Annotated in this window: 25 protein-coding genes and 1 pseudogene; 16 read left to right on the top strand and 10 right to left on the bottom strand. The window is 69.8% G+C overall.

The features are described 5' to 3' along the window. Positions 1 to 57 precede the first annotated feature (57 nt). Positions 58 to 153: pseudogene (locus AC07FJ_RS11805) on the bottom strand (NrdH-redoxin); the annotation flags it as partial. Positions 154 to 205: 52 nt separating this feature from the next. On the opposite strand from AC07FJ_RS11805, the gene AC07FJ_RS11800 reads away from it, so the two are divergent. The 3 genes from AC07FJ_RS11800 to AC07FJ_RS11790 all read left to right on the top strand — a co-directional run bounded on the left by AC07FJ_RS11800 (position 206) and on the right by AC07FJ_RS11790 (position 4,623). Continuing rightward, entirely contained in the window at positions 206 to 1,909 is a 1,704-nt protein-coding gene (locus AC07FJ_RS11800; protein WP_466692976.1) for a recombinase family protein, read from the top strand. 259 nt (positions 1,910 to 2,168) lie between these two features. Then, positions 2,169 to 2,525 carry a hypothetical protein gene (locus AC07FJ_RS11795; protein WP_466692973.1) on the top strand — a complete coding sequence of 119 codons (357 nt, stop codon included), beginning with the start codon at positions 2,169 to 2,171 and terminating at the stop codon, positions 2,523 to 2,525. A gap of 1,513 nt (positions 2,526 to 4,038) precedes the next feature. Then, complete coding sequence (locus AC07FJ_RS11790) at positions 4,039 to 4,623, top strand: recombinase family protein (RefSeq protein WP_466692971.1); 585 nt, start codon at positions 4,039 to 4,041, stop codon at positions 4,621 to 4,623. Positions 4,624 to 4,850: 227 nt separating this feature from the next. Here the strand turns inward: AC07FJ_RS11790 and AC07FJ_RS11785 are convergent, their stop codons facing one another. The 5 genes from AC07FJ_RS11785 to AC07FJ_RS11765 all read right to left on the bottom strand — a co-directional run bounded on the left by AC07FJ_RS11785 (position 4,851) and on the right by AC07FJ_RS11765 (position 7,415). Next, positions 4,851 to 5,075 (bottom strand): DUF7848 domain-containing protein, encoded by a 225-nt coding sequence (locus tag AC07FJ_RS11785; RefSeq protein WP_247464482.1) that lies wholly within the window; start codon positions 5,073 to 5,075, stop codon positions 4,851 to 4,853. A gap of 291 nt (positions 5,076 to 5,366) precedes the next feature. Beyond that, positions 5,367 to 6,200 (bottom strand): helix-turn-helix domain-containing protein, encoded by an 834-nt coding sequence (locus AC07FJ_RS11780; protein ID WP_466692969.1) that lies wholly within the window; start codon positions 6,198 to 6,200, stop codon positions 5,367 to 5,369. Continuing rightward, positions 6,197 to 6,718: a DUF6879 family protein gene (locus tag AC07FJ_RS11775; protein ID WP_466692967.1), complete on the bottom strand. Its 522-nt coding sequence runs from the start codon at positions 6,716 to 6,718 to the stop codon at positions 6,197 to 6,199. Before AC07FJ_RS11775 ends, AC07FJ_RS11780 begins: the two co-directional genes overlap by 4 nt. Further along, a complete protein-coding gene (locus AC07FJ_RS11770; RefSeq protein WP_466692964.1) occupies positions 6,702 to 6,911 on the bottom strand; it encodes a hypothetical protein in 210 nt (69 codons plus the stop codon). The genes AC07FJ_RS11775 and AC07FJ_RS11770 overlap by 17 nt, the downstream gene beginning before the upstream one ends. Positions 6,912 to 7,157: 246 nt before the next feature. Beyond that, a complete protein-coding gene (locus tag AC07FJ_RS11765) occupies positions 7,158 to 7,415 on the bottom strand; it encodes a mycoredoxin (RefSeq protein WP_479047843.1) in 258 nt (85 codons plus the stop codon). Between the two features lie 192 nt (positions 7,416 to 7,607). Between AC07FJ_RS11765 and AC07FJ_RS11760 the strand changes: the two genes are divergently transcribed. From AC07FJ_RS11760 to AC07FJ_RS11740, 5 genes are all read left to right on the top strand, one after another. Next, positions 7,608 to 9,788 carry an ATP-dependent DNA helicase UvrD2 gene (locus AC07FJ_RS11760; protein WP_479047840.1) on the top strand — a complete coding sequence of 727 codons (2,181 nt, stop codon included), beginning with the start codon at positions 7,608 to 7,610 and terminating at the stop codon, positions 9,786 to 9,788. Positions 9,789 to 9,954: 166 nt separating this feature from the next. Next, positions 9,955 to 10,287 carry a hypothetical protein gene (locus AC07FJ_RS11755; RefSeq protein ID WP_479047838.1) on the top strand — a complete coding sequence of 111 codons (333 nt, stop codon included), beginning with the start codon at positions 9,955 to 9,957 and terminating at the stop codon, positions 10,285 to 10,287. Between the two features lie 169 nt (positions 10,288 to 10,456). Continuing rightward, positions 10,457 to 10,825 carry a WhiB family transcriptional regulator gene (locus tag AC07FJ_RS11750; protein ID WP_361419504.1) on the top strand — a complete coding sequence of 123 codons (369 nt, stop codon included), beginning with the start codon at positions 10,457 to 10,459 and terminating at the stop codon, positions 10,823 to 10,825. Further along, positions 10,822 to 11,151, top strand: a complete 330-nt coding sequence (locus tag AC07FJ_RS11745; protein ID WP_361419501.1) for a hypothetical protein — start codon at positions 10,822 to 10,824, stop codon at positions 11,149 to 11,151. Before AC07FJ_RS11750 ends, AC07FJ_RS11745 begins: the two co-directional genes overlap by 4 nt. A 113-nt stretch (positions 11,152 to 11,264) precedes the next feature. Continuing rightward, complete coding sequence (locus AC07FJ_RS11740) at positions 11,265 to 11,462, top strand: hypothetical protein (protein WP_355362632.1); 198 nt, start codon at positions 11,265 to 11,267, stop codon at positions 11,460 to 11,462. 45 nt (positions 11,463 to 11,507) lie between these two features. Here AC07FJ_RS11740 and AC07FJ_RS11735 read toward each other — a convergent pair whose 3' ends face one another. Together AC07FJ_RS11735 and AC07FJ_RS11730 are read right to left on the bottom strand one after the other, a co-directional pair. Then, positions 11,508 to 12,884, bottom strand: a complete 1,377-nt coding sequence (locus AC07FJ_RS11735; protein WP_479047835.1) for an ABC1 kinase family protein — start codon at positions 12,882 to 12,884, stop codon at positions 11,508 to 11,510. A gap of 63 nt (positions 12,885 to 12,947) precedes the next feature. Then, entirely contained in the window at positions 12,948 to 14,096 is a 1,149-nt protein-coding gene (locus tag AC07FJ_RS11730; RefSeq protein ID WP_479047833.1) for a TOMM precursor leader peptide-binding protein, read from the bottom strand. 202 nt (positions 14,097 to 14,298) lie between these two features. On the opposite strand from AC07FJ_RS11730, the gene AC07FJ_RS11725 reads away from it, so the two are divergent. The 4 genes from AC07FJ_RS11725 to AC07FJ_RS11710 all read left to right on the top strand — a co-directional run bounded on the left by AC07FJ_RS11725 (position 14,299) and on the right by AC07FJ_RS11710 (position 18,151). Continuing rightward, positions 14,299 to 14,874, top strand: coding sequence for a M48 metallopeptidase family protein (locus AC07FJ_RS11725; RefSeq protein WP_479047831.1), 576 nt, complete (start codon positions 14,299 to 14,301; stop codon positions 14,872 to 14,874). 108 nt (positions 14,875 to 14,982) lie between these two features. Next, positions 14,983 to 16,683: a TerD family protein gene (locus tag AC07FJ_RS11720; protein WP_479047828.1), complete on the top strand. Its 1,701-nt coding sequence runs from the start codon at positions 14,983 to 14,985 to the stop codon at positions 16,681 to 16,683. A gap of 13 nt (positions 16,684 to 16,696) precedes the next feature. Next, a complete protein-coding gene (locus AC07FJ_RS11715) occupies positions 16,697 to 17,377 on the top strand; it encodes an AIM24 family protein (protein WP_361419483.1) in 681 nt (226 codons plus the stop codon). 18 nt (positions 17,378 to 17,395) lie between these two features. Continuing rightward, a complete protein-coding gene (locus tag AC07FJ_RS11710) occupies positions 17,396 to 18,151 on the top strand; it encodes an AIM24 family protein (protein WP_479047825.1) in 756 nt (251 codons plus the stop codon). A gap of 50 nt (positions 18,152 to 18,201) precedes the next feature. Here AC07FJ_RS11710 and AC07FJ_RS11705 read toward each other — a convergent pair whose 3' ends face one another. Next, positions 18,202 to 18,723, bottom strand: coding sequence for an NUDIX hydrolase (locus AC07FJ_RS11705; protein ID WP_479047822.1), 522 nt, complete (start codon positions 18,721 to 18,723; stop codon positions 18,202 to 18,204). Next, on the bottom strand, positions 18,720 to 20,144 hold the full coding sequence (locus AC07FJ_RS11700; RefSeq protein WP_479047819.1) for a zinc-dependent metalloprotease: 1,425 nt from the start codon (positions 20,142 to 20,144) through the stop codon (positions 18,720 to 18,722). The genes AC07FJ_RS11705 and AC07FJ_RS11700 overlap by 4 nt, the downstream gene beginning before the upstream one ends. 189 nt (positions 20,145 to 20,333) lie before the next feature. Here AC07FJ_RS11700 and AC07FJ_RS11695 point away from each other — a divergent pair, with 189 nt between their 5' ends. From AC07FJ_RS11695 to AC07FJ_RS11680, 4 genes are all read left to right on the top strand, one after another. Further along, positions 20,334 to 21,446: an SDR family oxidoreductase gene (locus AC07FJ_RS11695; RefSeq protein WP_361419471.1), complete on the top strand. Its 1,113-nt coding sequence runs from the start codon at positions 20,334 to 20,336 to the stop codon at positions 21,444 to 21,446. A 101-nt stretch (positions 21,447 to 21,547) separates the two neighbouring features. Further along, positions 21,548 to 22,009, top strand: coding sequence for a molybdenum cofactor biosynthesis protein MoaE (locus tag AC07FJ_RS11690; RefSeq protein ID WP_361419468.1), 462 nt, complete (start codon positions 21,548 to 21,550; stop codon positions 22,007 to 22,009). A gap of 158 nt (positions 22,010 to 22,167) precedes the next feature. Continuing rightward, the gene (locus AC07FJ_RS11685) at positions 22,168 to 22,338 is read left to right on the top strand and encodes a hypothetical protein (RefSeq protein ID WP_361419465.1); all 171 of its coding nucleotides are present in this window, start codon (positions 22,168 to 22,170) and stop codon (positions 22,336 to 22,338) included. A 71-nt stretch (positions 22,339 to 22,409) separates the two neighbouring features. After that, positions 22,410 to 23,498 (top strand): YlbL family protein, encoded by a 1,089-nt coding sequence (locus AC07FJ_RS11680; protein ID WP_479047816.1) that lies wholly within the window; start codon positions 22,410 to 22,412, stop codon positions 23,496 to 23,498. Positions 23,499 to 23,609: the final 111 nt, after the last annotated feature.

Genomic DNA, 23,609 nt, shown 5'->3' with positions numbered 1-23,609 from the left:
GCCCGGTTTCGGCTCGACCGGTTTGGGCCGGACCGGTTTGGGCCGGACCGGTTTCGGTCAGGCGCCGATCTTCTGCTTGACCTGGGCCAGCGAGGGGTTCGTCAGCGTCGTGCCGTCCGCGAAGAGCACGGTCGGCACGGTCTGTAGAGTTCCCTCCGGATGAGGGCGGCCAGGGGGCCGCCCCCTGTTCGTGGGAGGGGCAAGGGTGAGCGACAAGCCCAGGGCTCTTGGTGTGGTCCGCCTGTCGGTCGGCAACGAGAACCAGACCGGCGAGGAGACGCAGCGTACCCGTATCAGCAAGCGGGCCGACGCCGAGGAAATGGACCTTGTTGACTTCGCCGTCGACATCGACGTCTCCGCATCCATTTCGCCGTGGATGCGTCCGTCGTTGGGGGATTGGCTCAACAACAAGAAAGACAAATTCGACCACATCATCGTGCTGAAGATCGACCGTATCGCTCGGTCGGTCCGCCACCTCTCCGACATCATCGAGTGGTGCGAAGCGAACGGTAAGGGACTCATCTCCTGCGAAGAGGGATTCGATCTCTCGAAGCCGTGGGGAAAGACGATCGCCAAGATCCTTGCCGTGGTGGCGGAAGCAGAACTCGAAGCCATCAAGTCTCGCATTCAGGCGTCACGGGAAACCATGCGGAAGAGTGGTCGATGGCCCGGTGGTCTGGTGCCGTTCGGTCGCAGGGCGATCAAGGGGGAAGACGGATTTACTCTCGAACTCGATCCTGAGTATGGGCCGACGCTTCTGGAAATGATCCGGCGCTTCAACAAGGAACCGAACTTCTCCGCCGTCGCTGATTGGCTCAATGCGGAGGGTGTTCCCACCACGCAGGACATCGCCCGTATTCGTGCGGCTGCGGGTGAGAGCACCACTCGGCTTGCCAATCCCGCGCCGCGAGGAAGCAAGTGGACCCCGACTTCTGTGCAGGCGGTATTGACCAGCCGGTCACTTCTCGGAGAGTACGCCCGTGCTGACGGCTCGATCGTACGCAACGATGACGGTACACCCGTGATGAGGTCTGCGGCCGTGCTGAATGACGCGGAGTGGGAGAGGCTGCAAGCCTCCGTCGAAACCGTCAAGTACAAGAAGCAGAAGGGGTCTACGTCCCCCACGGTGGGCGTAACCTTCTGCCTCCTGTGCAAGAACCCCATCTACTACGTCAAGGGTGACCCGTCCAAGAGCAAGCGTGAGCGGTACCGGTGCCACGGGAACAAGAGCAAGGGAATCAAGGCGTGCCCGAAGCAAACGTTTTGGGCCGAGGACCTTTACCCCTGGCTTGAATCCACTCTGCTCGGAGAGATCGGACACCTTGAAAGGATGGAGTCCAGTACCACCATCGACCGGAGTCGGGCAGCGAAGCTGGCGGTAATCGACGGCAAGATGAACCAGCTCAACAAGGAGTTCCAGCAGGGACAAATGAGCGCCACCGCCTACGCTTCTCAGATGACCAGTCTTGCCCAGGACCGGGAGAAGATCACCACTCAGGAAGGACCCAAGCCTGTGACCGTGTGGGTTCCCACGGGAGAGAGCTACGCGGAATGGTGGCAGCGGTCGACTGTCGATGAACGGCGCGAATGGCTGAACAAGCACAGGGTGAAGGCCTACTTCGGACGTGACGTGCTGGCCATCGACCCCGGCGACCTGATCGCGAACATCAAGCAGCAGGGAATTTCCTACTGGGATCTTCCCTCCAAGGCTTCTCAGGTGCTCTCACCGATCACGCCCATCTCGTTGCATGGCAATGCGTACGAGAAGCCCAAGACGCTTACGGGTGCGGAGTGGGAGATCGTCAGTCGTTGGGAGGACTTCGAAGCCGAACGTGCCGCGCAGCGAGCGAAGGCCGAAGAGGAAGCCAAGGCAGCAGGCGAGGCCGAGAAGGTCACGGCTCCCGCCTGATGCTGGCGAGCAAGCAAGGAAGGCCCCCGACCACGGGGGCCTTTCCCGTTTCAGCATGTTGTACGATGCCGGGCCAGGTCGCCGCCGTCGCTCCCGACCGCAAGAGACCGAGTCCAGGCCCGAAGCCTTGGGCGCCCACCTGTGAAGCGTCGTGCCTCCCGCACGGCCACCCCCGCGAAGAAGGGAGACACATGTCCCGCCGTCCGGCGGGGGTCGCTGGCGCACCCGCGTGCGCCTCACAGGAAGGGAGCCGCAACGGGTGGCGATCTACTTCGGTAACGGCCGGCCATGGGGCGCCGTTGCCCAGCACGAGTTCCGCCGCATGGCACGGGACGCGAGGAACATCAACCACTACCGCGTCCAGTACGCCGCCATCGGATGGGCCGACCGCGACGGGCACGCCAGCTTTCAGGCTGGCGAACTCGCGGCCATCCTCGCCGACAAGCACGGCAAGCCGCTGAGCAAGCAGAGCACGACCGGCGCGGTAAGTCGTGCGAAGGCGCTGGACCTCGTGTCGCCGCAGTCGTCGGCCGCGTGCCTCGTCCTGCCTCGCCACCTGTTCCAGAAGGAGAAGGGGGCGCCTGTCCTCTGCCGGGTGCACAAGGACCGCCAGTAGGCGGAGGGGGTACGCCTCCCACGTGTACCAAGTACACCTCAGGCGCGTACCCACATGGGCCCTGACCTGGGAAAACGTTCGCGTCCTCTCTTTCTACTTTGCCCCCTTCGGGGGAGCGGCGGCGAAGAGATGGAGGGAGCAAGGCCCAAGCCCAAGACGTAAGCAGATGGGGCGGCCTTACGGCCGCCACCCTGGAAGGAGACGATTCGCTTTTGAGTAAGGCCAAGACAACGCCAGACCCTCGCCGTTGCACTCACTGCGGAGAAGCGCTGACGGGCAAGCGTCCGCAGGCTCGGTACTGCGGAGAGCGTTGCCGAGACCGGGCGCGTCGGCGGAGGGACAGGGAGGCGGGGCGTTCCTCGTATGCCCGCAAGGGCTACCCCAAGACCCGGCCGAACCGGCAGCTCTACAAGCCGGGGCACCGCTTCGGCAGTCTCGTGCTGGTCGAGCGGCGCGGTGAGGTGAACGGTTCTCAGCGCGTCGTCTGCCGGTGCGACTGCGGCACCGTGCGAGAGTACGGCCTGAGCAACCTCGTAAGTGGGGCAACAGTGCGTTGCTCGGACCGGAGCCAGCACCCCGACCCACGGGCGAAGGGGGGCGGCATCACGTACGACGGTGCGCACAACCGCACGAAGGCGGAGCGGGGTAGTGCCAGCTCGTACCGGTGCTGGAAGTGCGGAGGGAAGGCGCGGGACTGGGCGTACTCGCACACCGACCCGGACGAGAAGCGCATGGACAACGGCAGGGAGGCGGGCAGGCCGTACACCACGGATCCGATGCGGAACCTGCCCCTGTGCCGTGCCTGTCACCGACTGTTCGACTCGACCACGGCGCCGCGCATGGTGGCCAGTGGGATTGCGACCACCCGCCCGGCGCTCGCCCTTGCGTGGGCGTACTGCGCGGACCGCCCCGGCATGAGGGATGACGGCGCGTAGGCCGTAGCGGCGCGCCCTCCCTGGCCCCGTTCCGGGGAGGGCGTACGACGTCGCGTTCTCGTGCATCCGTCCGGTGCCGGCCGAGGCGGCTCACCGGGTCTGACCTGGGCTTTTCCTGGGGCTCGCGCCTTCACTGCCGCATGAATCGACCCTGGAACCGTGGCAGCGGGGAGGCCGCCAAGGTCTACCGGTGGTGCTTCTCCACCCGCCGCGCCTGATCGACCTTGGAATGGTGGCGCAATCTTTGCCGGGAAGACCCGGCGGTCCCTCTTGCCGGGCTCAAGGGGTCATACCCCACCCCCTTCGCCGTCGCGCTCGTACGCCTCGCCGTCCGCTCGCCGTCCCCCTGGAGCAGGCGTGACGGGGCGTGCCAGCGCCCCACTGCCGAAGGCGTCGAGCGCGAGCACCAGGACCACGAGCAACGCGGAGAGTGATCACGACAGGGCGTCTCGAAAACCAAGGTTTGTGAGACGAGACGACAGGCGCCCCGGAAGGGGGCGCAGCACTGTTCAAAACCCGTCTCGAAACTTCCGTCCCAGGCTTGACGTATTGAGACGAGTTCTGAGACAGTCTCGATCGTGACGACGAACACGATCACCGGTCAGCTCATCGGCTACGCCCGCGTCTCCACCGACGACCAGGAAGCGCAGCTCCAGCGCGACGCACTGACGGCCGCAGGCTGCGCCCGGATCTTCGAGGACAAGGCATCGGGCAAGAACACCAACCGGCCTGAGCTGACGGCCGCACTCGACTACGCCCGGCCTGGCGACACCCTGTGCGTGTGGAAGCTGGACCGGTTCGCCCGGTCCCTCATCGACCTTGTGACCATGGTCGACACCCTTCGAGAGCGGGGCATCGGGTTCAAGGTGCTCACAGGTGCACTGGCCAACATCGACCCCGGCACGGCAGACGGCCGGCTCATGCTTCAGGTGGTCGGAGCCATGGCCGAGTTCGAGCGCAGCCTCATCAAGGAGCGCACCCGTGCCGGACTGGACGCAGCCAAGGCGCAGGGTCGTACCGGCGGACGGCCGTCCGTGGTCGATGAGGACGTGCTCACGGTGGCCCGTGCCAGGAAGGCGAAGGGCGAGAGCGTGAGCGCCATTGCCAAGGCTCTCGGGATCTCCCGAGCCACCCTCTACCGTCATCTCGGCGAGAGCGCCTGAGACAGGCGCACAGCGGACCAGACAGGCCCTCGGCTCCCCTGCCGGGGGCCGCTGTCATGCACGGGTGTGTCACGCCGTCTGACAGGCGTCACGATGCCTGCCCCTGCCGACCACGGGGGAGCCGACAGAGGCAGGCACAGGGGCGCATGTCGCTCGAACCGCGCCCCTTCCGGCGCGCGTCGGGCCGTGGTGCTCGCCGTCCCCTCAGCACACCGGGGGTCTGTCAGTCACTCGTCCCGGACCACCATCGCGAACGACGTGCAGATCCGCCGGAAACCCTTGTGTCCACTCCGCCCGGTGTGGCTCATGCACTCCACGTCGACCGCCGCGCCATCCGTCGAAGGCGTCGCCTTCCACTCACACCACAGACACTCGGCCTCAAAGGTCACGTCGGTGTCCGGGTGCTGCGTGATCCGGTGTCTCACATGCCGCAGCACGGAGCGCGTAGCCATCGCTCACCCCTCCCCGTGCTGCGCTTTCAGGTGCCGACGCAGGTACACGTTCGCGTCCGTCACCGCGCTGTGATCCGACACCGACCGCGCGTTCTGCCGACGATTCGCCAGCCCGAGACACTCCGAACAGCCGGGCACGGGCGCAGGCTCCCGCTGAAAGGGCGAGAGCGTGGAGCCCTGCTGTCTGCGTGCCGCCATCCGAGAACCTCCCTGGCATGGGTTGTCCGTGCCCAGCAATGATCCGCCGAGCGATGGTCGTTCGTGCACTCCAGTCACGTCATTGGGTAAAGATCACGCTCGACAGGCAGCCGACCATTCCGAGAGTTTCGCTCTGGCGCTCTCCCCGAACAGCGTACGTTCCTCGTATCCGGCGAATTCCTCGGCGTATGCCCGTACGTCCCTCGGGTCACGAAACACCATCACGCCTGTCGACATCTCCGCCGTGGCCAATCGGTCGTCGTAGATGGTGAAGGTATTCAGCGGACATCCCGGCATTGGGGTGTCGAGTGGGATCACTCCAAGACGCACGTTGGGTAGATGAGTAAGTGATGCCAGTCGGTCAAGCTGCACAGCCATCGCATCTGGAGGCAGGAACGGGGACCGTGCCGCCTGCTCGGTCAGAATGAACGTGAATCGCTTGGACCGGTCGTAGAGGACTTCTTGCCGTTCCAGTTTCCTGGCGATGGCTTTGCTGTGGTCTCCGGGGATGTGAGCGAGGCTGGCCCGAATGTACTCAGGCGTCGAGAGCAGAGCCGTAATCATGGAGAGCAGGAAGAACCGGAACTCCGCCGACGACGCTTCGAGTCCTGCCAACTCTCGTTGCTTCTTGTCGAGCCCTTTTCTCCGGAGCGCTCTCGCATCCTGCCATTCCGTGTTCGCCGTCCGGGCAAGCGCGGACACCTCCGCCACGACTTGGGGTGGGGCGTCGAGGGCAGTCAACAGGGTCTCGATGTCAAGGAGACTCGGCCGTGCCCGGCCGTTCTCAATGCGGCTCACCTTGGACTGCGACATGTTGCAACGCGCGGCAAGCCGGTCTCCGGAGAGACCGGCCGCTTTGCGTAGACCACGGAGCATGGCCCCCAACTCTTGCCAGGACTGGCCAAACTCCTCGGGCTCGAACGTCACCCTGTCACGCGCTCCGCGTATTCGAGGAAGGGGACGGACTCGGCGATGGCGATGCGCTGGTATTCGATGAACGGTGTGGGGTCGCCCTCGTACAGCTCTCGCCCGATCTGTGTTCCGTCCTCTTCGTAGTGCATGAGGACGACCGTGGAGCGGTCGAACATCCAGAAGTCTTGAACTCCCGGGAGCGGATTCTCCCGCTCGGTCACGTCGAGGATTCGGATGTCTTCCCCGATGGGTGCTTGATGGCGGTAGTACCGCTCGAACTCGAAGCGCAGGTAGTCGGAAAGCGGTCGAGTCAGGATGTGCACTCGCCCGACACTTCCCCCATTTTCCTTGCGCTGCCGGATCATCTCCGTCCATGAATCCTCGTACGGTCCCGGGAACCGCTCGCCGGCCAGGAATCGGGAGAACTCCTCAGCCTCTTGCGGTACCCGGTAAGTCGGCAGGGTCTCCAGCCGCCACGCTTCCGTACGGAAGTCGCGGAACTTGGCCTGCCAGTCCTCACCATCCAAGAACACGGAAAGCCTCCCTCAGCACGCTTGCCGGGATCTCGACAAGCCCCTCCCCTTCGGGCGGAGTGAACCCGTTGAACATGTCGCCCTGCACCACGAACGATCCCTTTTCGGTGAGGTACACGTTCGGGCAGTCGCCCTGCCCGCACTCCCCGTTCCCGTTGCCGGTGAGGCGGGTAAGTCCTGCACGCTCGGACATGCGTAACCCCCTGGTCTGTGGCCCCGGCTGGAGCCGTTGGACACGACCGTACGGGCGTCATGCATACGCGTCCATGCACGAACGTGGGTATGCACGTCCTTGCATGAAGTGGTCCAGCGATCCCTGTACGGGGCTGTGGCGGCCGGGCAGCGGTTGGCAGGCGTGCGCAGCCCACTGCCCGCTCCTCTACATACAGAGCGGCCCCCTCCGGTACCTCGACCAGAGGGGGCGCAGTGCTGGGGAGCGTCAGACGGCGAGAGCTTGCTTCACCTGGGCAAGGCTCGGGTTCGTCATGACGACCTCGTCGCCACCGTTGGTGGGAACTACACGAACCGTCGGCACGGTCTGGTTGCCCCCGTTGGCCTTCTCGACGAACGCGGCCGACTCAGGGTCCAGCTCGATGTTGATCTCGGTGTACGCGATGCCCTCGCGGTCCAGCTGGCTCTTCAGCCGCCGGCAGTAGCCGCACCACGTCGTGCTGTACATCGTCAGGGTGCCCTGCATCGTCTCTGCGCTCCTCGCGTTCACTGGGGGTGGGTGCCGGCCGGTTGCGGCACCAGGAGACAGAACGTACGCCCTCCGCCCGTCATTCCCGGGGTCGCACCGAGCGGCCGAGCGAGAGGATTAATACGACCGGGACCCCCGTCCTGTGGACAACCGGCGGGACCGCCGTCGCCGACCTGGCAGCATGGCAGGGTGACAGCAGCAACGGACTCCACTCTCTTCCCGCAGGTCCCCCAGACGGCCGACGCGGTGCTCGACGGGCTCGACCCCGAGCAGCGCGAGGTGGCGACGGCCCTGCACGGTCCGGTGTGCGTGCTGGCGGGTGCCGGCACGGGCAAGACGCGCGCGATCACCCACCGGATCGCGTACGGCGTGCGGGCGGGCATACTCGCGCCCGCCAGTGTGCTGGCCGTCACCTTCACCAACCGGGCCGCCGGAGAGATGCGCGGGCGGCTGCGCCAGCTCGGCGCGGGCGGCGTCCAGGCCCGCACCTTCCACTCCGCGGCCCTGCGCCAGCTCCAGTACTTCTGGCCGAAAGTGGTCGGTGGCGATCTGCCCCGCCTGGTGGAGCGCAAGATCCAGCTGGTCGCCGAGGCCGCCGCGCGCTGCCGCATCCGGCTCGACCGCAATGAGCTGCGCGACACCACCAGCGAGATCGAGTGGGCCAAGGTCACCCAGACGGTCCCCGCCGACTATCCGGCCGCGGTCGCCAAGGCCCAGCGCGACGCCCCGCGCGACCCCGCCGAGATTGGCCAGATCTATGCCATGTACGAGCAGCTCAAGCGGGACCGCGGAGTCATCGACTTCGAGGACGTGCTGCTGCTGACCGTCGGCATCCTCCAGGACCGCCACGACATCGCCGAGCAGATCCGCCGCCAGTACCAGCACTTCGTGGTGGACGAGTACCAGGACGTCTCGCCCCTCCAGCAGCGGCTCCTCGACCTGTGGCTGGGCGACCGGGACAACCTGTGCGTCGTCGGCGACGCCAGCCAGACGATCTACTCCTTCACCGGGGCCACCCCCGACCACCTGCTGAACTTCCGCGCCCGCCACCCGAACGCCACCGTGGTGAAGCTCGTCCGCGACTACCGCTCGACGCCGCAGGTCGTCCACCTGGCCAACGGGCTCCTCGCCCAGGCCCGCGGCCGGGCCGCCGAGCACCGCCTGGAGCTGATCTCCCAGCGCGACCCGGGCCCCGAGCCCGCCTACACGGAGTACGCCGACGAGCCCGCCGAGGCCGAGGGCACCGCCCGCCGCATCCGCGACCTGATCGCCGCCGGGGTGCCGGCCGGCGAGATCGCCGTGCTCTACCGGATCAACGCCCAGTCCGAGGTCTACGAGCAGGCCCTGGCAGACGCCGGCGTGCCGTACCAGCTGCGCGGCGCCGAGCGCTTCTTCGAGCGCGCCGAGGTGCGCGAGGCGGGCGTCGCCCTGCGCGGCGCGGCCCGCGCCGGCGGGAACGACTCGCTGCTCGACGACGCCGACGACCTGCCCTCGCAGGTGCGGGCCGTGCTGTCGACCAAGGGCTGGACCACCGAGCCCCCGGCCGGCTCCGGTGCCGTCCGCGACCGCTGGGAGTCGCTGGCCGCCCTGGTCCGGCTCGCCGAGGACTTCGCCCGCGCCCGCCCGGACGCCACGCTCGGCGACCTGGTGACCGAGCTCGACGAGCGGGCCGCCGCCCAGCACGCCCCCACCGTCCAGGGCGTCACCCTCGCCTCGCTCCACGCGGCGAAGGGCCTGGAGTGGGACGCCGTGTTCCTGGTCGGCCTCACCGAGGGCATGATGCCGATCACCTACGCCAAGACGGACGAGCAGGTCGAGGAGGAGCGCCGCCTGCTGTACGTCGGCGTCACCCGGGCCCGGCTGCACCTGTCGCTGTCCTGGGCGCTGTCGCGCTCGCCCGGCGGCCGCGCCTCCCGCCGCCCCACCCGGTTCCTCGCCGGACTGCGCCCCGGCTCGGCGTCCCCCGGCACCCGTACCGCCGGCGGGGGCGGCGGCGTCGAGCGCGGCAGCGGCGGCTCCCGCCGCAAGCGCCGGGGCCCGGTGCAGTGCCGGGTGTGCGGCAGCACCCTCACCGACGCCGGCGAGATGAAGCTCATGCGCTGCGAGGGCTGCCCCTCCGACATGGACGAGGGCCTCTACGAGCGCCTGCGCGAGTGGCGGTCGGAGCAGGCCAGGGAGCTCGGCCAGCCCGCGTACTGCGTCTTCACGGACAAGACCCTGATGGCGATCGCGGAGGCCGTGCCGTCGACCGATGGCGAGCTCGCCGCCATCTCGGGCGTCGGAGCGCGCAAACTGGACCGCTTCGGCGCCGACGTTCTGGCCATTTGCGCAGGTCAGGAGGTCGGCGAGAGCGGAGGGGAGGACTCCTGAAAACTCGTCGGAAAAATAGTTTGCGCCCACAGCAGTGATCCCCATAGGTTCTTAACCACGAGAACAGCGGCTTCTCTGAAGCCCTGTCCTTGTGCTGTACTTATCCGAATACGCGTGGGACCGGCTCCAACCGATCCCCCCAAGACGCCGAGAGGAGGCGATTCCAGTGATCAGCATCAACACCAGCCCCATCAGCACCACCGCCAAACTGACCGGTCACTCGGTCGTCTCCGCCTGCTCGCTCGGCCTCTCCGGTTCGGCGTTCATTGGCACCGGTATGTCCGGCCTCGTGGCCGAGCGTCCCGCCATGCTTCCGACGGATCTTCCCGTCCGGGAGCGCAATGAGCGACCGACCAAGGCACTGGAAGCAGCAGTAGTGAAGGCACAGGCCCAGGCCTATGCCTTTGCGGCGGCCAGTGCCGGAACCAAGAAGCAGACGCAGCACCACCACACGATGTGGGCCTTCCGTGGGCTCGAACCCTGGAGTGATCCAGCCTGATCCAGCATCAGGCCGGCGCCTTCAGGGCCGCGGAACCCCACCCGGGATCCGCGGCCCTTCTGTTTTCCCTGATGAGGGAGACGGAGCGAAGGGGCCTCGGGACAAGGCAGAACCCGGTACCAGCCCACCGGCCAACAGGCCGGACCGACCAGACGAGGAAGACAGAACCGTGCAACTCGAAGCGCACGCCCCGTCCGTACCGCCTTCACAGACGATCACACCGCCCGGCCTCACGGAGGACCCCGCTTTGACCCCCCTCACCGCGCTCACCGCGCTCGACGACGCCATCGAGAACCTGGGCGTACCCGTTCCCTGCCGTGCTTACGACCCCGAGGTCTTCTTCGCCGAGTCGCCGGCCGACGTCGAGTACGCCAAGTCCCTCTGCCGGACCTGCCCCCTCATGGAGGCCTGCCTGGCGGGCGCCAAGGAGCGGCGCGAGCCGTGGGGCGTCTGGGGCGGTGAGCTCTTCGTCCAGGGCGTCGTCGTCGCCCGCAAGCGGCCGCGTGGCCGCCCGCGCAAGAACCCGGTCGTGGCATGAACGCCACTGCCGGAACCATCGACCGCCCCCTGACGCACGATCCCCAGAAGCAGGCCCCCATGTCCTCTTCCGCGAGCGAGCCCAACGGCTCCGCCACCACCCCAGCTGCCACCACCATCGGCGCGAACGTCTCGCGTCAGAACAGGAACCGTGAGATGCAACTCCTCCAAGAAGCCCTGGCCCGTGCCCATATGCACGAGCGCATGCGGGAAGTGAACGCGGAACGCCAGGCCGTGCGCCTGGTCGCCGCCCGCCGTATGCAGCGCCGCGCCGAGCGTGTCTCGCTGCGCGCCCGCCGTGCTCTGGCCATGGCTGTTATGCACTAAGTGCCCCACGGCACTGAGCCAGACAGTGGAACCTCGCGGGGGCCGGTCCGAACGGACCGGCCCCCGCGGTGCGTTGCACGCGGCCCCGGCCCGGGCGGGGTTATCGTCTCGTAGTGAACGAGCGGACTCCTCCCCCCGAGCCGCAGGGCAAGCAGAGCGTGGTGTGCTCCCGCTGCGGCAAGACCGCCGACAAGCTGCCGGTGACCTGGACCTGTTCCGTGGAGAACGGCAGCCGCCGCTACTTCTGCGACGACTGCGCCCGCGCCCACCTCAGAGCCATCGAGAGCAGACTCGACTCCGCCTGGTGGTGACGGGGCCCGCCGGCCGGCGGGCCCGGCGCCGCCCCGCCGGCCGTTTCAGGCCTGCGCCTCCACCACGGCCGCGTCGTCCTCGCCGTCGTCCTCCGGCAGGAAGCCCGGCAGCCACGACTCCAGCTCGTCCCGCAGCCGCACCGTCGCGTTCAGCTGGCACAGCACCCCGATCGTGCTCAACGTCACCCGGTGGATCAGTAGGTAGGACGGCGGCAGGTTGAGCTGCTTGCCCAACTGGTACGCGGGAGACCGGACATCGGCGATCCGTGCCGCCTGGGCACGTATCCAGCCGCGCGTGAAGGTGAACGCGTCCACCTCCGCCGGCTCGATGATCGGCAGCAGGTACTCCAGCACCGCGTCCGGCTCGAGCTCGATCGTCTCCTTGACGAACCCCTCGGCGCACAGGAGTCCGTAGACCGTCTCCGCCTCTCCCTCCAGGGTCATCCGCAGGCAGGTTCCGATGGTGTCCGGCAGACCGCCCGGCAGCCGGTCCACCGTTCCGAAGTCCAGCACCCCCAGCCGCCACTCGCCCTCGCCACCGTCCGCCGCGGGCAGCAGCCGGAAGTTCCCCGGGTGCGGATCGGCGTGCAGCAGACCCGTGCGGGCGGGCCCCGAGAACAGGAACCGCGCCAGCAACTGCCCCGCCCGGTCCCGCTGCTCCGGCGTACCGTCCGTGATGATCTCCGCCAGCGGTATGCCCTCGATCCACTCGGTCACCAGCACCTGCTCGCACTGGTGCACCACATCCGGCACCACCACATCGGGATCGTCGGCGAACTCCGCCGCGTGCTGCCGCTGTGCCTCCGCTTCCAGGCTGTAGTCCAGTTCCTCCGCGACCCGGTCGCGCAACTCGGTGATCAGCGGCTTGATGTCCATGCCCGGAACCAGCGGCCCCAGCAGCCGGGCGAAGCGGCTCAGCTGCGCCAGGTCGGACAGCAGCGCGTCGCCCGCCCCCGGGTACTGCACCTTCACCGCCACCTGACGGCCGTCGTGCCACACGGCCCGGTGCACCTGGCCGATCGACGCGGCCGCCGACGGCTTGTCCTCGAACTCCAGGAACAGCTCGCGCCATTCCGCGCCCAGCCGCTCCTCCAGCACCGAGTGGACCGTACGGCTCGGCATCGGCGGAGCCGCCTCCTGGAGCTTGGTGAGCGCCGCACGGTAGGGCCCGGCGACCTCCTCCGGAAGCGCGGACTCGAAGACGGACAGCGCCTGCCCGAGCTTCATCGCGCCGCCCTTCAGCTCGCCCAGCACGCGGAACAGCTGGTCCGCCGTCCGCTGCTGCAGCTCCCGGGCCACTATCTCCGCCGACTTGCCGCCGATCCGCTTGCCCAGCCCCCATGTGGCCCGACCGGCGAAGCTCAGCGGCAACGCGGCCAACTTGGCGGTACGGGTGACCGCCTTCCGGGGAAGATCAGACATGTTGCCCCTCCACATCCCAGGCCGCCGTGCCGCGTTGCCTCCGGCATGACTGCGTTGACGCCGTTACCCCGCCATTGTGTCCTGCGCGGCCCCGGCCTCCGAGGCGTGCTCCCCCTCGCCGCGGCCCGCCGCGCCACAGGCGCAGTCGGGGTGCGGGGCGATCCGCTGCGCCCGCCAGTCCAGCAGCGGCAGCGACGTCTCCCAGCGGGTCCCCGTGCTCGCCGGCAGCTCCCCGTCCAGGAACGCCAGCGCGTGCGCCGCCGCCAGCCCCGCGGCCGCCGTCGCCAGGCCCAGGTCGCAGGCCGGCACCCGGCTCCGCCGGCCCGAGCGCCACTGCGCCAGCATCCGCGGCCACGCCGGGTCGCGGTCCACCCGCTCCAGATCCAGGCACCGTACGCATGCCGTGCCACCGGGCAGCACCAGCGGCCCCACCACACCCGTGGCCTCGATGACCCCCGCGTACAGATGGGGTGTGCCCGTGGCCACCCAGTCGTCCGCCGTCAACGGGTCCGGGGCGTACGCCGACAGCCCGTCCCGCGGAGCCACCACGACCAGCGACAGACCCGGCTCCGAGCCCGCCGGCCGCCCCGCCCGCGGTACGGTCCGCGGCGCGCGGCCGGCCGGTGCCGCCCGGCTCACCAGCCGCCGGGCCGCCGCGTCCCGCCGCTCGCCCACCGCCTGGGCCGGCAGCCCGCCGGGTGCGACGTCCCACGGCTCCACGCGATCGCCGTCCAGCACCTCCACCCGGCCGACCCCGGACGCCGACAGCAGCGCCGCGATGCTCGCGCCCACCCGCCCCGCGCCCCGCACCTGCACCCGCATCGAGCGCCGGGCCGCCAACCGCCGTATCGCGCCGCCCGGCTCGCGGTGGACGACGGAGAGCGACGCGAGGTCGGCGCGCAGCCGGTCGAGCGCTCCGTCCTCCTTGCGCAGCGCGTCCGCCGCCGGATCGCCCGCCGCCGCGTCGTCCAGCAGCCCCGCCCCCGCCAGCCGGGCCACCAGCGCCTCCATCCGGCCCTCCGGCAGCCCCAGCGCCCGGGCCTCCTCACGCAGGAGCCCCAGCCCCCGCGTCCCGTCGAAGAGGCCGAGCAGACTGCCCGTCGTCGTATCCACCGGGCCCAGCACCACCGCGTGTGCCGGTGTCGTCCCGAACTGCACGTACTGCAGATTCCGCCATGCCCGCCGCAGTGCGGGCTTCACCATCGGATGCATATCCGCCCCCGTGATCCCTGCCCGAATCCCCGTTGATCCGTTGCGGCCAGAATGCCCGTCGCGGCCGATACCGGTGGAAAGTTGTCCACAGGGCCGAGGTATTAGTCGTTTAGTCGTTCAAATGGTGCGGGCTATGGATGGATCATGCGGGAACCCGGCCGGAGGGAGGACTTCCCCCGCTGACAGCGGGTAACGTCGGGGCGTGCCCGCCGACCCGCAGCCCAGTCTGACCAGCGACCCGTCACGCCCTCCGGGGGCCGGCGCGGTCGAGGTCCGAAGGAGCTCCCGGCGCCGCCGGACGGTATCCGCCTACCGCGAGGGCGACCGGACGATCGTGCTCATCCCCGCCCGCATGTCGGAGGCGGAGGAGCGCCGCTGGGTGACCGTGATGCTCGACAAACTCGCGGCCCAGGAGAGCAAGCGCACCCCGGGCGACGGCGAACTGGCCGAGCGCGCCGCGCGCTTGTCCGACCAGTACTTCGAGGGCCGGGCCAGGCCGACGTCCGTGCGGTGGGTCACCAATCAGAACACCCGCTGGGGCTCCTGCACACCGGGGGAGGGCAGCATCCGCCTCTCGCACCGGTTGCAGGGCATGCCGGAGTACGTCATCGACTACGTACTCGTCCACGAGCTGGCCCACCTGCTGGTGCCGGGTCACGGGCCGCGGTTCTGGCGGCTGCTGGAGGCGTACCCCCGCACCGAGCGGGCCCGCGGCTACCTCGAAGGCGTCGTCGCGGCGGCCCGCCTGCCGCATCCACCGCCCGGTCGCGGAGAGTGATATTCACCGATCCTGTACCGAACGTGTACCGGCTTGGCCCGATGTCGTAGGGAGCCGTTAGCCTGGCGCGACGGATTCATGTTTCGGGATGGGGGACGGTCGTTACGCATGGCCAGGGAATTCCAACGCGGCCACAAGGCCAAGATCAGTGATCTGACGCCCGGGACCGATCTGTACGTGGGTGTGCAGATCGCGGCGCCCGGTCTGACCTTCGACATCAGCTGTTTCGGTCTCGACGCCGACGAACGGCTGTCCGACGACCGGTATTTCATCTTCTTCAACCAGCCGAAGTCGCCCGAGGAGTCCATCCAGCTCCTGGGCCCGCAGGCCGGCGACACCGAGTCCTTCCGTGTCACGCTCGACCGCGTCCCGGCCCACATCCACAAGCTGTCCTTCACCGCGACGATCGACGGCGCCGGACAGATGTCGCAGGTCGGGCCCGGACACATCCGCATCGTCGCGGGCGGCGAGGAAGTGGCGCGGTACGCCTTCACGGGCGCCGAGTTCAGCACCGAGCGCGCGGTCATGCTGGGCGACTTCTACCTCAAGGACGTCTGGCGGTTCGCCGCCGTCGGCCAGGGCTTCGACGGCGGCCTGGAGGCGCTGCTCAAGAACTTCGGCGGCGAGGTCGCCGAGGAGGAGCCCGCCGCCCCGCAGGCCCCGCAGACCGCGGCGCCGGGCTTCGCCCCGCCCGCGTTCGCCCCACCTGCCGCGCCCGCCCCCTCCGCACCACCTGCCCAGCCGCAGGCTCAGCCGCCGCAGCCGGCACCGTCGTTCGGAACCCCGGTCGCCCCGGTCGCCCCGGTCGCCCCGGCCCCAGTGCCCGCGCCCGCCCCGGAGCCCCCGGCGCCCGCGCCGCAGCCCATGCACGCCGCCCCGACCATGGCCGCACCGATGGCCCCGCCGGCCACGCCGACGCCGCCGCCCGGACAGTCGCCGTACGGACAGCCGCCGCAGCAGCCGCACTTCGGCCCGGGCCAGGGCCAGGTCCCCGGCCAGACCCCGCCGTACGGCCAGCCGGCCCCGGCCCCCGCCCCGTACGGTCAGCCGGCCCCGGCCCCGTACGGCCAGCAGCAGTACGGACAGCCCGCCTACGGTCAGCCGCAGTACGGCCAGCAGCCGCCCGCCGGCATGGCGCCGAGCGGCGGCGCCGGACTGGAGGCGGCGCTCCAGAAGTACCGCGAAACCGCCACCGGCCAGCGCTGGACCCCGCAGAACCAGCAGCTCATGCGGGTCGACCTCGCCATGGGCGGCACGCCCGTCCTCGCCCGCCAGGGCAGCATGGTCATGTACCAGGGCAAGGTCGAATTCGGCTACAAGGGCGCCGGTTTCTCCGGCCGCATCGTCGGCAACGCCACCGGCCAGGAGATGCAGCTGATGCGCTGCACCGGCCGCGGCCAGGTCTTCCTCGCCGAGAACGGCGCCCACCTGCACCCCATCGAGCTCCAGGGCGACGGCATCTGCGTCTCCGCCGAGAACGTCCTCGCGTTCGACGAGTCGCTGCAGTACGAGGTCCGCCGCATCGAGGGCCACGGCATTCCGGGCGGCGCGCTGTTCACCATGCAGTTCACCGGCACGGGCACGGTCGTCGTCAAGACGCACGGCGTCCCCGTCGTCCTCCCCGTCACACCGACCACCTTCGCCGACTGCAACGCCGTCGTCGCCTGGTCGTCGGCGTCCCAGGTGATCCTCTCCAGCCAGGTCCGGCTGCGCCGCAACGCGTACCCCGGCCACAGCGGGGAGACCGTCAACCTGCAGTTCCGGGGCGCCCCCGGCAACTTCATCGTCGTCCAGCCGTACGAGGTCTGAGGGAGCCCGAAGAATGAACCAGCAACTCGCGGGCTACGCCCCCACCCCCGTCGCGGCCCGGATGGAGAACCACGGCCGCCACATGCTCAAGGTCGCCATGGCCTCCGGCCAGGACCTGTACGCGCGCACCGGCTCGATGGTGTCCTACGAGGGCTTCGTCCAGTACGAGCCGAACCCGCCCGCCGTCCGCCAGATCGCCTCCCAGTGGATCACCGGCGAAGGCGCACCGATCATGAAGTGCTCCGGCGACGGCCTGCTGTACCTCGCCGACTACGGCGCCGACGTCGTGGTCATCAACCTCAACAACGACGCGATCTCCGTCAACGGCACCAACGTGCTGGCCTTCGACGCGCACCTCCAGTGGGGCGCCGAGAGGGTCAAGGGCCTGGCCAAGTTCGCCGGACAGGGCCTGTGGAACGTACAGATCGCCGGTACGGGCTGGGTCGCCCTCACCTCGCGCGGCACCCCGATCGTGGTCGACTGCGGCCGCGGCGAGGACGAGACGTACGTCGACCCCGACGCGCTCGTCGCCTGGTCGCCGACGCTCAAGGTGAAGGGCAAGCGCAGCTTCAAGGCCTCCTCCCTGATCGGGCGGGGCAGCGGGGAGGCGTACCAGATGGCCTTCTCCGGCCAGGGCATCGTCGTCGTACAGCCGAGCGAGGACAGCACCGACCGCCTGCGGATCCGGGGCTGAGGGGAGCGAGAACACATCATGCAGAGCCCGCTTTTCAGCTACACGGAACAGCAGACCCAGGACCGGTACGCCGTCCAGAACCCGCAGCTCCTGCGGGTGGCGCTCACCGGCCACGACGACGTCCTCGCCCGCAAGGGGGCCATGGTCGCCTACCAGGGACTGATCGACTTCGACGGTGAGTACCAGAACCAGACGCAGCGCCGCGCCCGCGCCAACACCGGTGAGGGCCTGGACCTGATGCGCTGCTCCGGCCAGGGCACCGTCTACTTCGCCAACCTCGCGCAGTACATCCACGTCGTGGAGGTCGACCAGGAGGGCATGACCGTGGACAGCGCCTATGTGCTGGCGCTCGACTCCACCCTGCACACCGAGGTCATCGCCGTGGACAGCCAGTACGGCATCTCCGGCTCCGGCAAGTACCAGCTGAACATCTCCGGCCGCGGCCAGGTCGCCCTGATGACCTCCGGACAGCCGCTGATGATGCACGTCACGCCGGAGAAGTACGTCAGCGTCGACTCCGACGCGGTCGTCGCCTGGTCGTCGTCGCTACGCGTCCAGATGCAGGCCCAGACCCACTCCTCCAGCGTGCGCCGCCGCCGCGGCTCCACGGGGGAGGGCTGGGAGCTGAGCTTCCTGGGGCAGGGCTTCGTGCTCGTCCAGCCCAGCGAGGTCATGCCGCCGCAGGCGGCCCAGATCGGGCAGGGAGTCGGCGCGCAGTTCGGCGTGGGCCAGCACGGCGCGCACGCCCAGAACCAGAACAACGCCTGGAACTGACCGCCGTGGGCGGGTGAGGGGCGGCCGCCAGGGCCAGCCGCCCCTCGCCGCTACGGAACCGTCCGGGCCGCCTCCACCAGCCGTACGACCGAGTCGTCGGCCACCGCCGCCACCTCGTCGTACGCGAACCAGCGCAGGTCCAGCGACTCCTCGCTGATCGCCTCCACCGCGTCCGGCGGCGCGACCGCCACGTACTGCAGGTCCAGGTGCCAGTGGCAGGGCGCCGGGATCGGGTGCCGGTCCAGCCGCACCGGCCCGCCCGGACGCAGCGCGAGCCCGGGGATCCCCGACTCCTCCGTCGCCTCCCGGAGCGCCGCCGCGGCCACGGTCTCGTCGCCGGGCTCGCAGTGCCCGCCCATCTGCAGCCACATGCCGAGCTTCTTGTGCAGGGTCAGCAGCACCCGGCCGCGCGCCGGATCGACCACCAGCGCGCTCGCCGTCAGGTGCCCGGCCTCGCACGCCTTCCACATGCCGTCCGGGTGCGCCGCCAGGTGATCGAGATAGAGCTGCCGCAGCTCGGGCTGGTCCTCGTACGCCTTCAGTACGAGGACGGCGTCGTCGTGCAGGTTCACTTGTCGGTGTCGTCCTCGTCGTCGCGCTGGGGCCCCTCGGGCCGGTCCTGGTTGCCCGCGGCCTCGCCGAGCATCTTGTCGAGCTCCGAGAAGTCCAGGTGCTCGCGGTGGACGAAGCCGTCCGGGTCGTCCAGGTCGGACGCCGTCGGCAGCATGTCCGGGTGCTGCCACAGGTCGTCGCGGCCGTCCACGCCGCGCGCGTCCGTCAGCGACGCCCACAGCCGGGACGCGTCGCGCAGGCGGCGCGGACGCAACTCCAGGCCGATCAGGGTGGCGAAGGTCTGCTCGGCCGGCCCGCCCGAGGCCCGGCGCCGGCGCAGCGTCTCGCGCAGCGCGGCGGCCGACGTCAGCCGGGACTTCGCGGCCTCGTGCACCACGGCGTCCACCCAGCCCTCGACCAGCGCCAGCGCCGTCTCCAGGCGGGCCAGCGCGGCCTTCTGCTCGGCCGTGTCCTCCGGCTGGAACATGCCCTGCTGGAGCGCCTCCTGCAGCTGCTCCGGGTTGGACGGGTCCAGACCGCTGACCGCGTCCTCCAGCTTGGTCGTGTCGACCTTGATCCCGCGTGCGTACCCCTCGACCGCGCCGAACAGGTGCGAGCGCAGCCACGGCACGTGGGCGAAGAGCCGCTGGTGAGCGGCCTCCCGCAGCGCCAGGTAGAGCCGCACCTCGTCCTTCGGGACGCCGAGGTCCTTGCCGAAGGCCTCCATGTTCAGCGGGAGCAGCGCGGCCTTGCCGGCCGGGCCCAGGGACAGGCCGACGTCCGTCGAGCCGACCACCTCGCCCGCCAGCACGCCCACGGCCTGACCGATCTGCTGGCCGAACATGGCGCCGCCCATGGAGCGCATCATGCCGAGCAGCGGCCCGGCCATGGCCTGCATCTCCTCGGGGAGGACGTCGCCCATGGCGGCACCCACGCGCTCGGCGACCGGGTCTACCAGCTGCTGCCAGGCGGGGAGCGTCGCCTCGACCCACTCCGCGCGGCTCCACGCCACGGCCGAGTGCGCACCGGACGGCAGGGACGTCACACCGTCCAGCCACAGGTCCGCCAGACGCACGGCCTCCTCGACCGCGGCGCGCTCGGCCGGACCCACGCTGGAGTCCTTGGTGCCGTCCGAGGTGCCCTGGGCGACCGTCTGGCGCGCGATCTGCTTGGCCATGTCCCAGTTGACGGGACCGCCCTCGTAGCTCAGCATCTGGCCGAGCTGCTGGAAGGCCGCCCCCAGATCGTTGGGGTTCAGCGAGCCGAACATCGCGGCGAACGGGTTGTCCGCGCCGCCCATGCCACCTGGCAGACCGCCGAACCCGAAGGGGTTGCCGGGGGCACCGGCACCCTTGTCACCTTCGGAGGGCTTCTTCTTGCCCTCGTCGCCGTCCTCCGGCTCCTCCGGCGGAAGGCCGAATCCGAATGGGGTGTCACTCACGGGTTTCCTCGGCTCGTAGGGCCGCCGGCTCCTGCCGGCGGCGGCTGCCCGACAACACCACCAGCGTAGACATCCGAGCCGGACATGGGCTCGGTGCTTCACTGAGTCCTGGCCTGCGGCAGGATGGACGCCACCTGGTACGTACGCGTCATTCACGTACGTACTGAAGACAACCGCTGGAGACGCCCGGTGAGTTCCCCAGATCCGCAGGTTCGCGCAGCGCGAAACCTCTCAACCCAGTCCGCCGCCCGCCGGCCCGTCGTCGCGGTCACCGGTGCCGCCTCCGGCGTCGGTGACCTGCTGACCCGGCGCCTCGTCGAGTCCGAGCAGATCAAGCAGGTCATCGCCATCGACGAGCGCAGAGGCGAGGTCTCCGAAGCGCACTGGCACATCCTGGACGTCCGGGACCCGGCCATCGCCGAGAAGCTGCGCGGCGCGGACGTGGTGGTGCACCTCGCCCTCGACCTCGACCTGGAGACCGACGCGGCCGCCCGCACGGCGTACAACGTCCGCGGCACCCAGACCGTGCTGACCGCCGCCGCGGCGGCGGGCGTCCACCGGGTGGTGCTGTGCACGTCGGCCATGGTCTACGGGGCACTGCCCGACAACGACGTCCCGCTCTCCGAGGACGCCGAGCTGCGGGCCACCGCCGAGGCCACCGGGGTGGGAGACCTCCTGGAGATCGAGCGCCTCGCACGCCGGGCGCCCCGCGCGCACCCCGGCCTGAACGTCACGGTCGTGCGCCCCACCGTCCTGGTCGGCGGCGGTACGGACACGGCGCTGACCCGCTACTTCGAGTCGCCGCGCCTGCTCGTGGTGGCCGGATCCCATCCCACCTGGCAGTTCTGCCACGTCGAGGACCTGGTCAGCGCCCTGGAGTACGCGGCGCTGGAGAAGGTCGAGGGGGAGTTCGCCGTCGGCTGCGACGGCTGGCTGGAGCAGGAGGAGGTCGAGGAGCTCAGCGGCATCCGTCGCATGGAGCTGCCGTCCGCGGTGGCCCTGGGCGCGGCGGCCCGCCTGCACCGGATCGGCCTCACGCCGTCGCCCGCCGGTGACCTCGCGTACACGATGCACCCCTGGGTGGTGAGCGTCGGACGGCTGCACGACGCCGGCTGGCGCCCGCGCTGGACCAACGAGGAGGTCCTCGCCGCGCTCCTGGAGGAGGTCCAGGGCCGCCACACGGTCGCCGGACGCCGCCTCGGCCGCAAGGATGCGACCGCGGCGGGCGCGGCGGGCGCGACGGTGGCGCTGCTCGGCACGGCGGCACTGGTACGGCGGGCCCGCAGGCGCCGCGGCCTGTAGCGCCGACCGGCCGGAGCTGTAGAAGGCTCCAACGCGCACGTGGACGGGCCGGGCGAAAACGCTATTCCGCGATGTCAGTGCCGTGCGGCACGATGGGCGGTATGGCACCCACGTACGACCACCCCGGCGAGCACGCGGCGGCGGACCCGATCCGGCTGCTGGAGATCCGCGACACCCCGCTGTCCCTGGACGAGGTCTTCCAGGCCGTCGGTGACGACGCGGCCGGCGGCACCGCGCTCTTCGTGGGCACCGTGCGCAACCACGACGGCGGCGCCGACGTCGACGCCCTCGGGTACTCCAGCCACCCGAGCGCCGAGGCCGAGCTGCGCCGGGTCGCCGAGAAGGTCGTCGCGGAGTTCCCGGTCCGTGCGCTGGCCGCGGTGCACCGGGTGGGCGATCTGGCCGTCGGGGATCTGGCGGTGGTCGTGGGCGTGTCGTGCCCGCACCGCGCGGAGGCCTTCGCGGCCTGCCGCAAGCTGATCGACGACCTCAAGCACGAGGTGCCGATCTGGAAGCACCAGCGGTTCTCCGACGGCACCGAGGAGTGGGTGGGGGCCTGCTGAGCCTCGGAGGCCGACCGGAGCTCCGGTCGGGTGGGACGATCGTCCGATTTGCGTAACCGCACCCCGGGCACGAGCGTTGAAACGGCGGATGGTTAATCTGCTGATCAGCCAGTGGCGAGTGAGCCGGTGGCGTTCGCTCATGGGGACGGGAGGTCGCGATGGCGGTTCTGGCGTGGTTGCTGATTCCGCTGTTCGCCGCCATCGGTGCCGCGATATGGGGGAGCTGGGCCTCGCGCACCCGTACCACGGAGGACGTGGCCGAGCTCGCCGGGTACGCCCGCTTCCGTGACGCGATGGAGAAGTCCCACTCCCGCGGCGGCCCCGTCTGAGGGCCCGGGAGTCACCCCGTACGGACCGGCCCCAGGGGTGCACTGACAGACGCGTCCCGTACTGTCGTTCCATGCCACGCCGCACTGCGACGATGCTCGCTTCGACCCTCATCCTCATCGCGCTGCTCTGCGCGGGCGTGTTCATCAAGGTGCCGTACTCCGAGATGAGCCCGGGACCGACGGTCAACACGCTCGGTGAGTCCGGCGGCGAGCCGGTGCTGCAGATCTCCGGCCACAAGACGTACCCGGCGTCCGGGCATCTCAATATGACGACGGTCAGGGTCACCGGTGCGGACTACAGGATGAACCTGGTCGAGGCCGTGTACGGATGGCTCGCCCACGACAGTGTCGTGGTGCCGCACGAGACCCTCTATCCGAACGGCAAGACCGAGGAGCAGTCCTCCCAGGAGAACGCCGAGGAGTTCAGCCAGTCCCAGGAGAGCGCCAAGGTGGCCGCGCTCGGGCAGCTGGGGATCCCGGTGGCGTCGCGGGTCGTGGTCTCCTCCGTCCAGAAGGACAGCCCCGCCGAGAGCACGCTCCACGCCGGCGACGTCATCAAGGCGGTGGACGGCACGGCCGTCAAGCAGCCGCAGGACGTCGCGAAGCTGGTCACCAAGCACCAGCCCGGCGAGAAGGTCGTCTTCACCATCGTCCCGGCGAAGGCGGCGGCCGCGGCGGAGAAGGCGGGCCAGGAGCCCACCACCACCGAGCAGATCACGATCACCACGAAGAAGTCACCCGAGGGCGACCGGGCGATCGTCGGCATCCAGGCCGGTGTCGATCACGCGTTCCCGTTCCCCATCGACATCTCGCTCGCCGACGTGGGCGGCCCCAGCGCGGGCCTGATGTTCTCGCTGGGCATCTACGACAAGCTGACGCCCGGCGACCTGACGGGCGGCACGTTCGTCGCCGGTACGGGCACCATCGACGAGAAGGGCAAGGTCGGCCCGATCGGCGGCATCGACATGAAGCTGGTCGGCGCGCGGAACGCGGGCGCCCGCTACTTCCTGACGCCCGCCGACAACTGCGCCGCGGCGGCCTCGGACACGCCCGACGGCCTCACCCTGATCAAGGTGGAGACGATCGACGGTGCGGTGAAGGCCCTGGAAAAGGTCCGCAAGGGCGACACCGCGGGCCTCCCGAGCTGCTCGGCGTCGTAAGCGCCGTACGCGCTGTCACGCCGTAGAGAGGTCGCCTGCGCCGTGAACGGCGCACATACGAGGGGCGCGGCATCCGCCGCGCCCCCTCCGTACCCGCGCCGTCTCAGCGCA

It is taken from the genome of Streptomyces sp. NPDC045998 (assembly GCF_056430285.1).
This window is presented reverse-complemented; position numbering and strand designations above follow the sequence as displayed.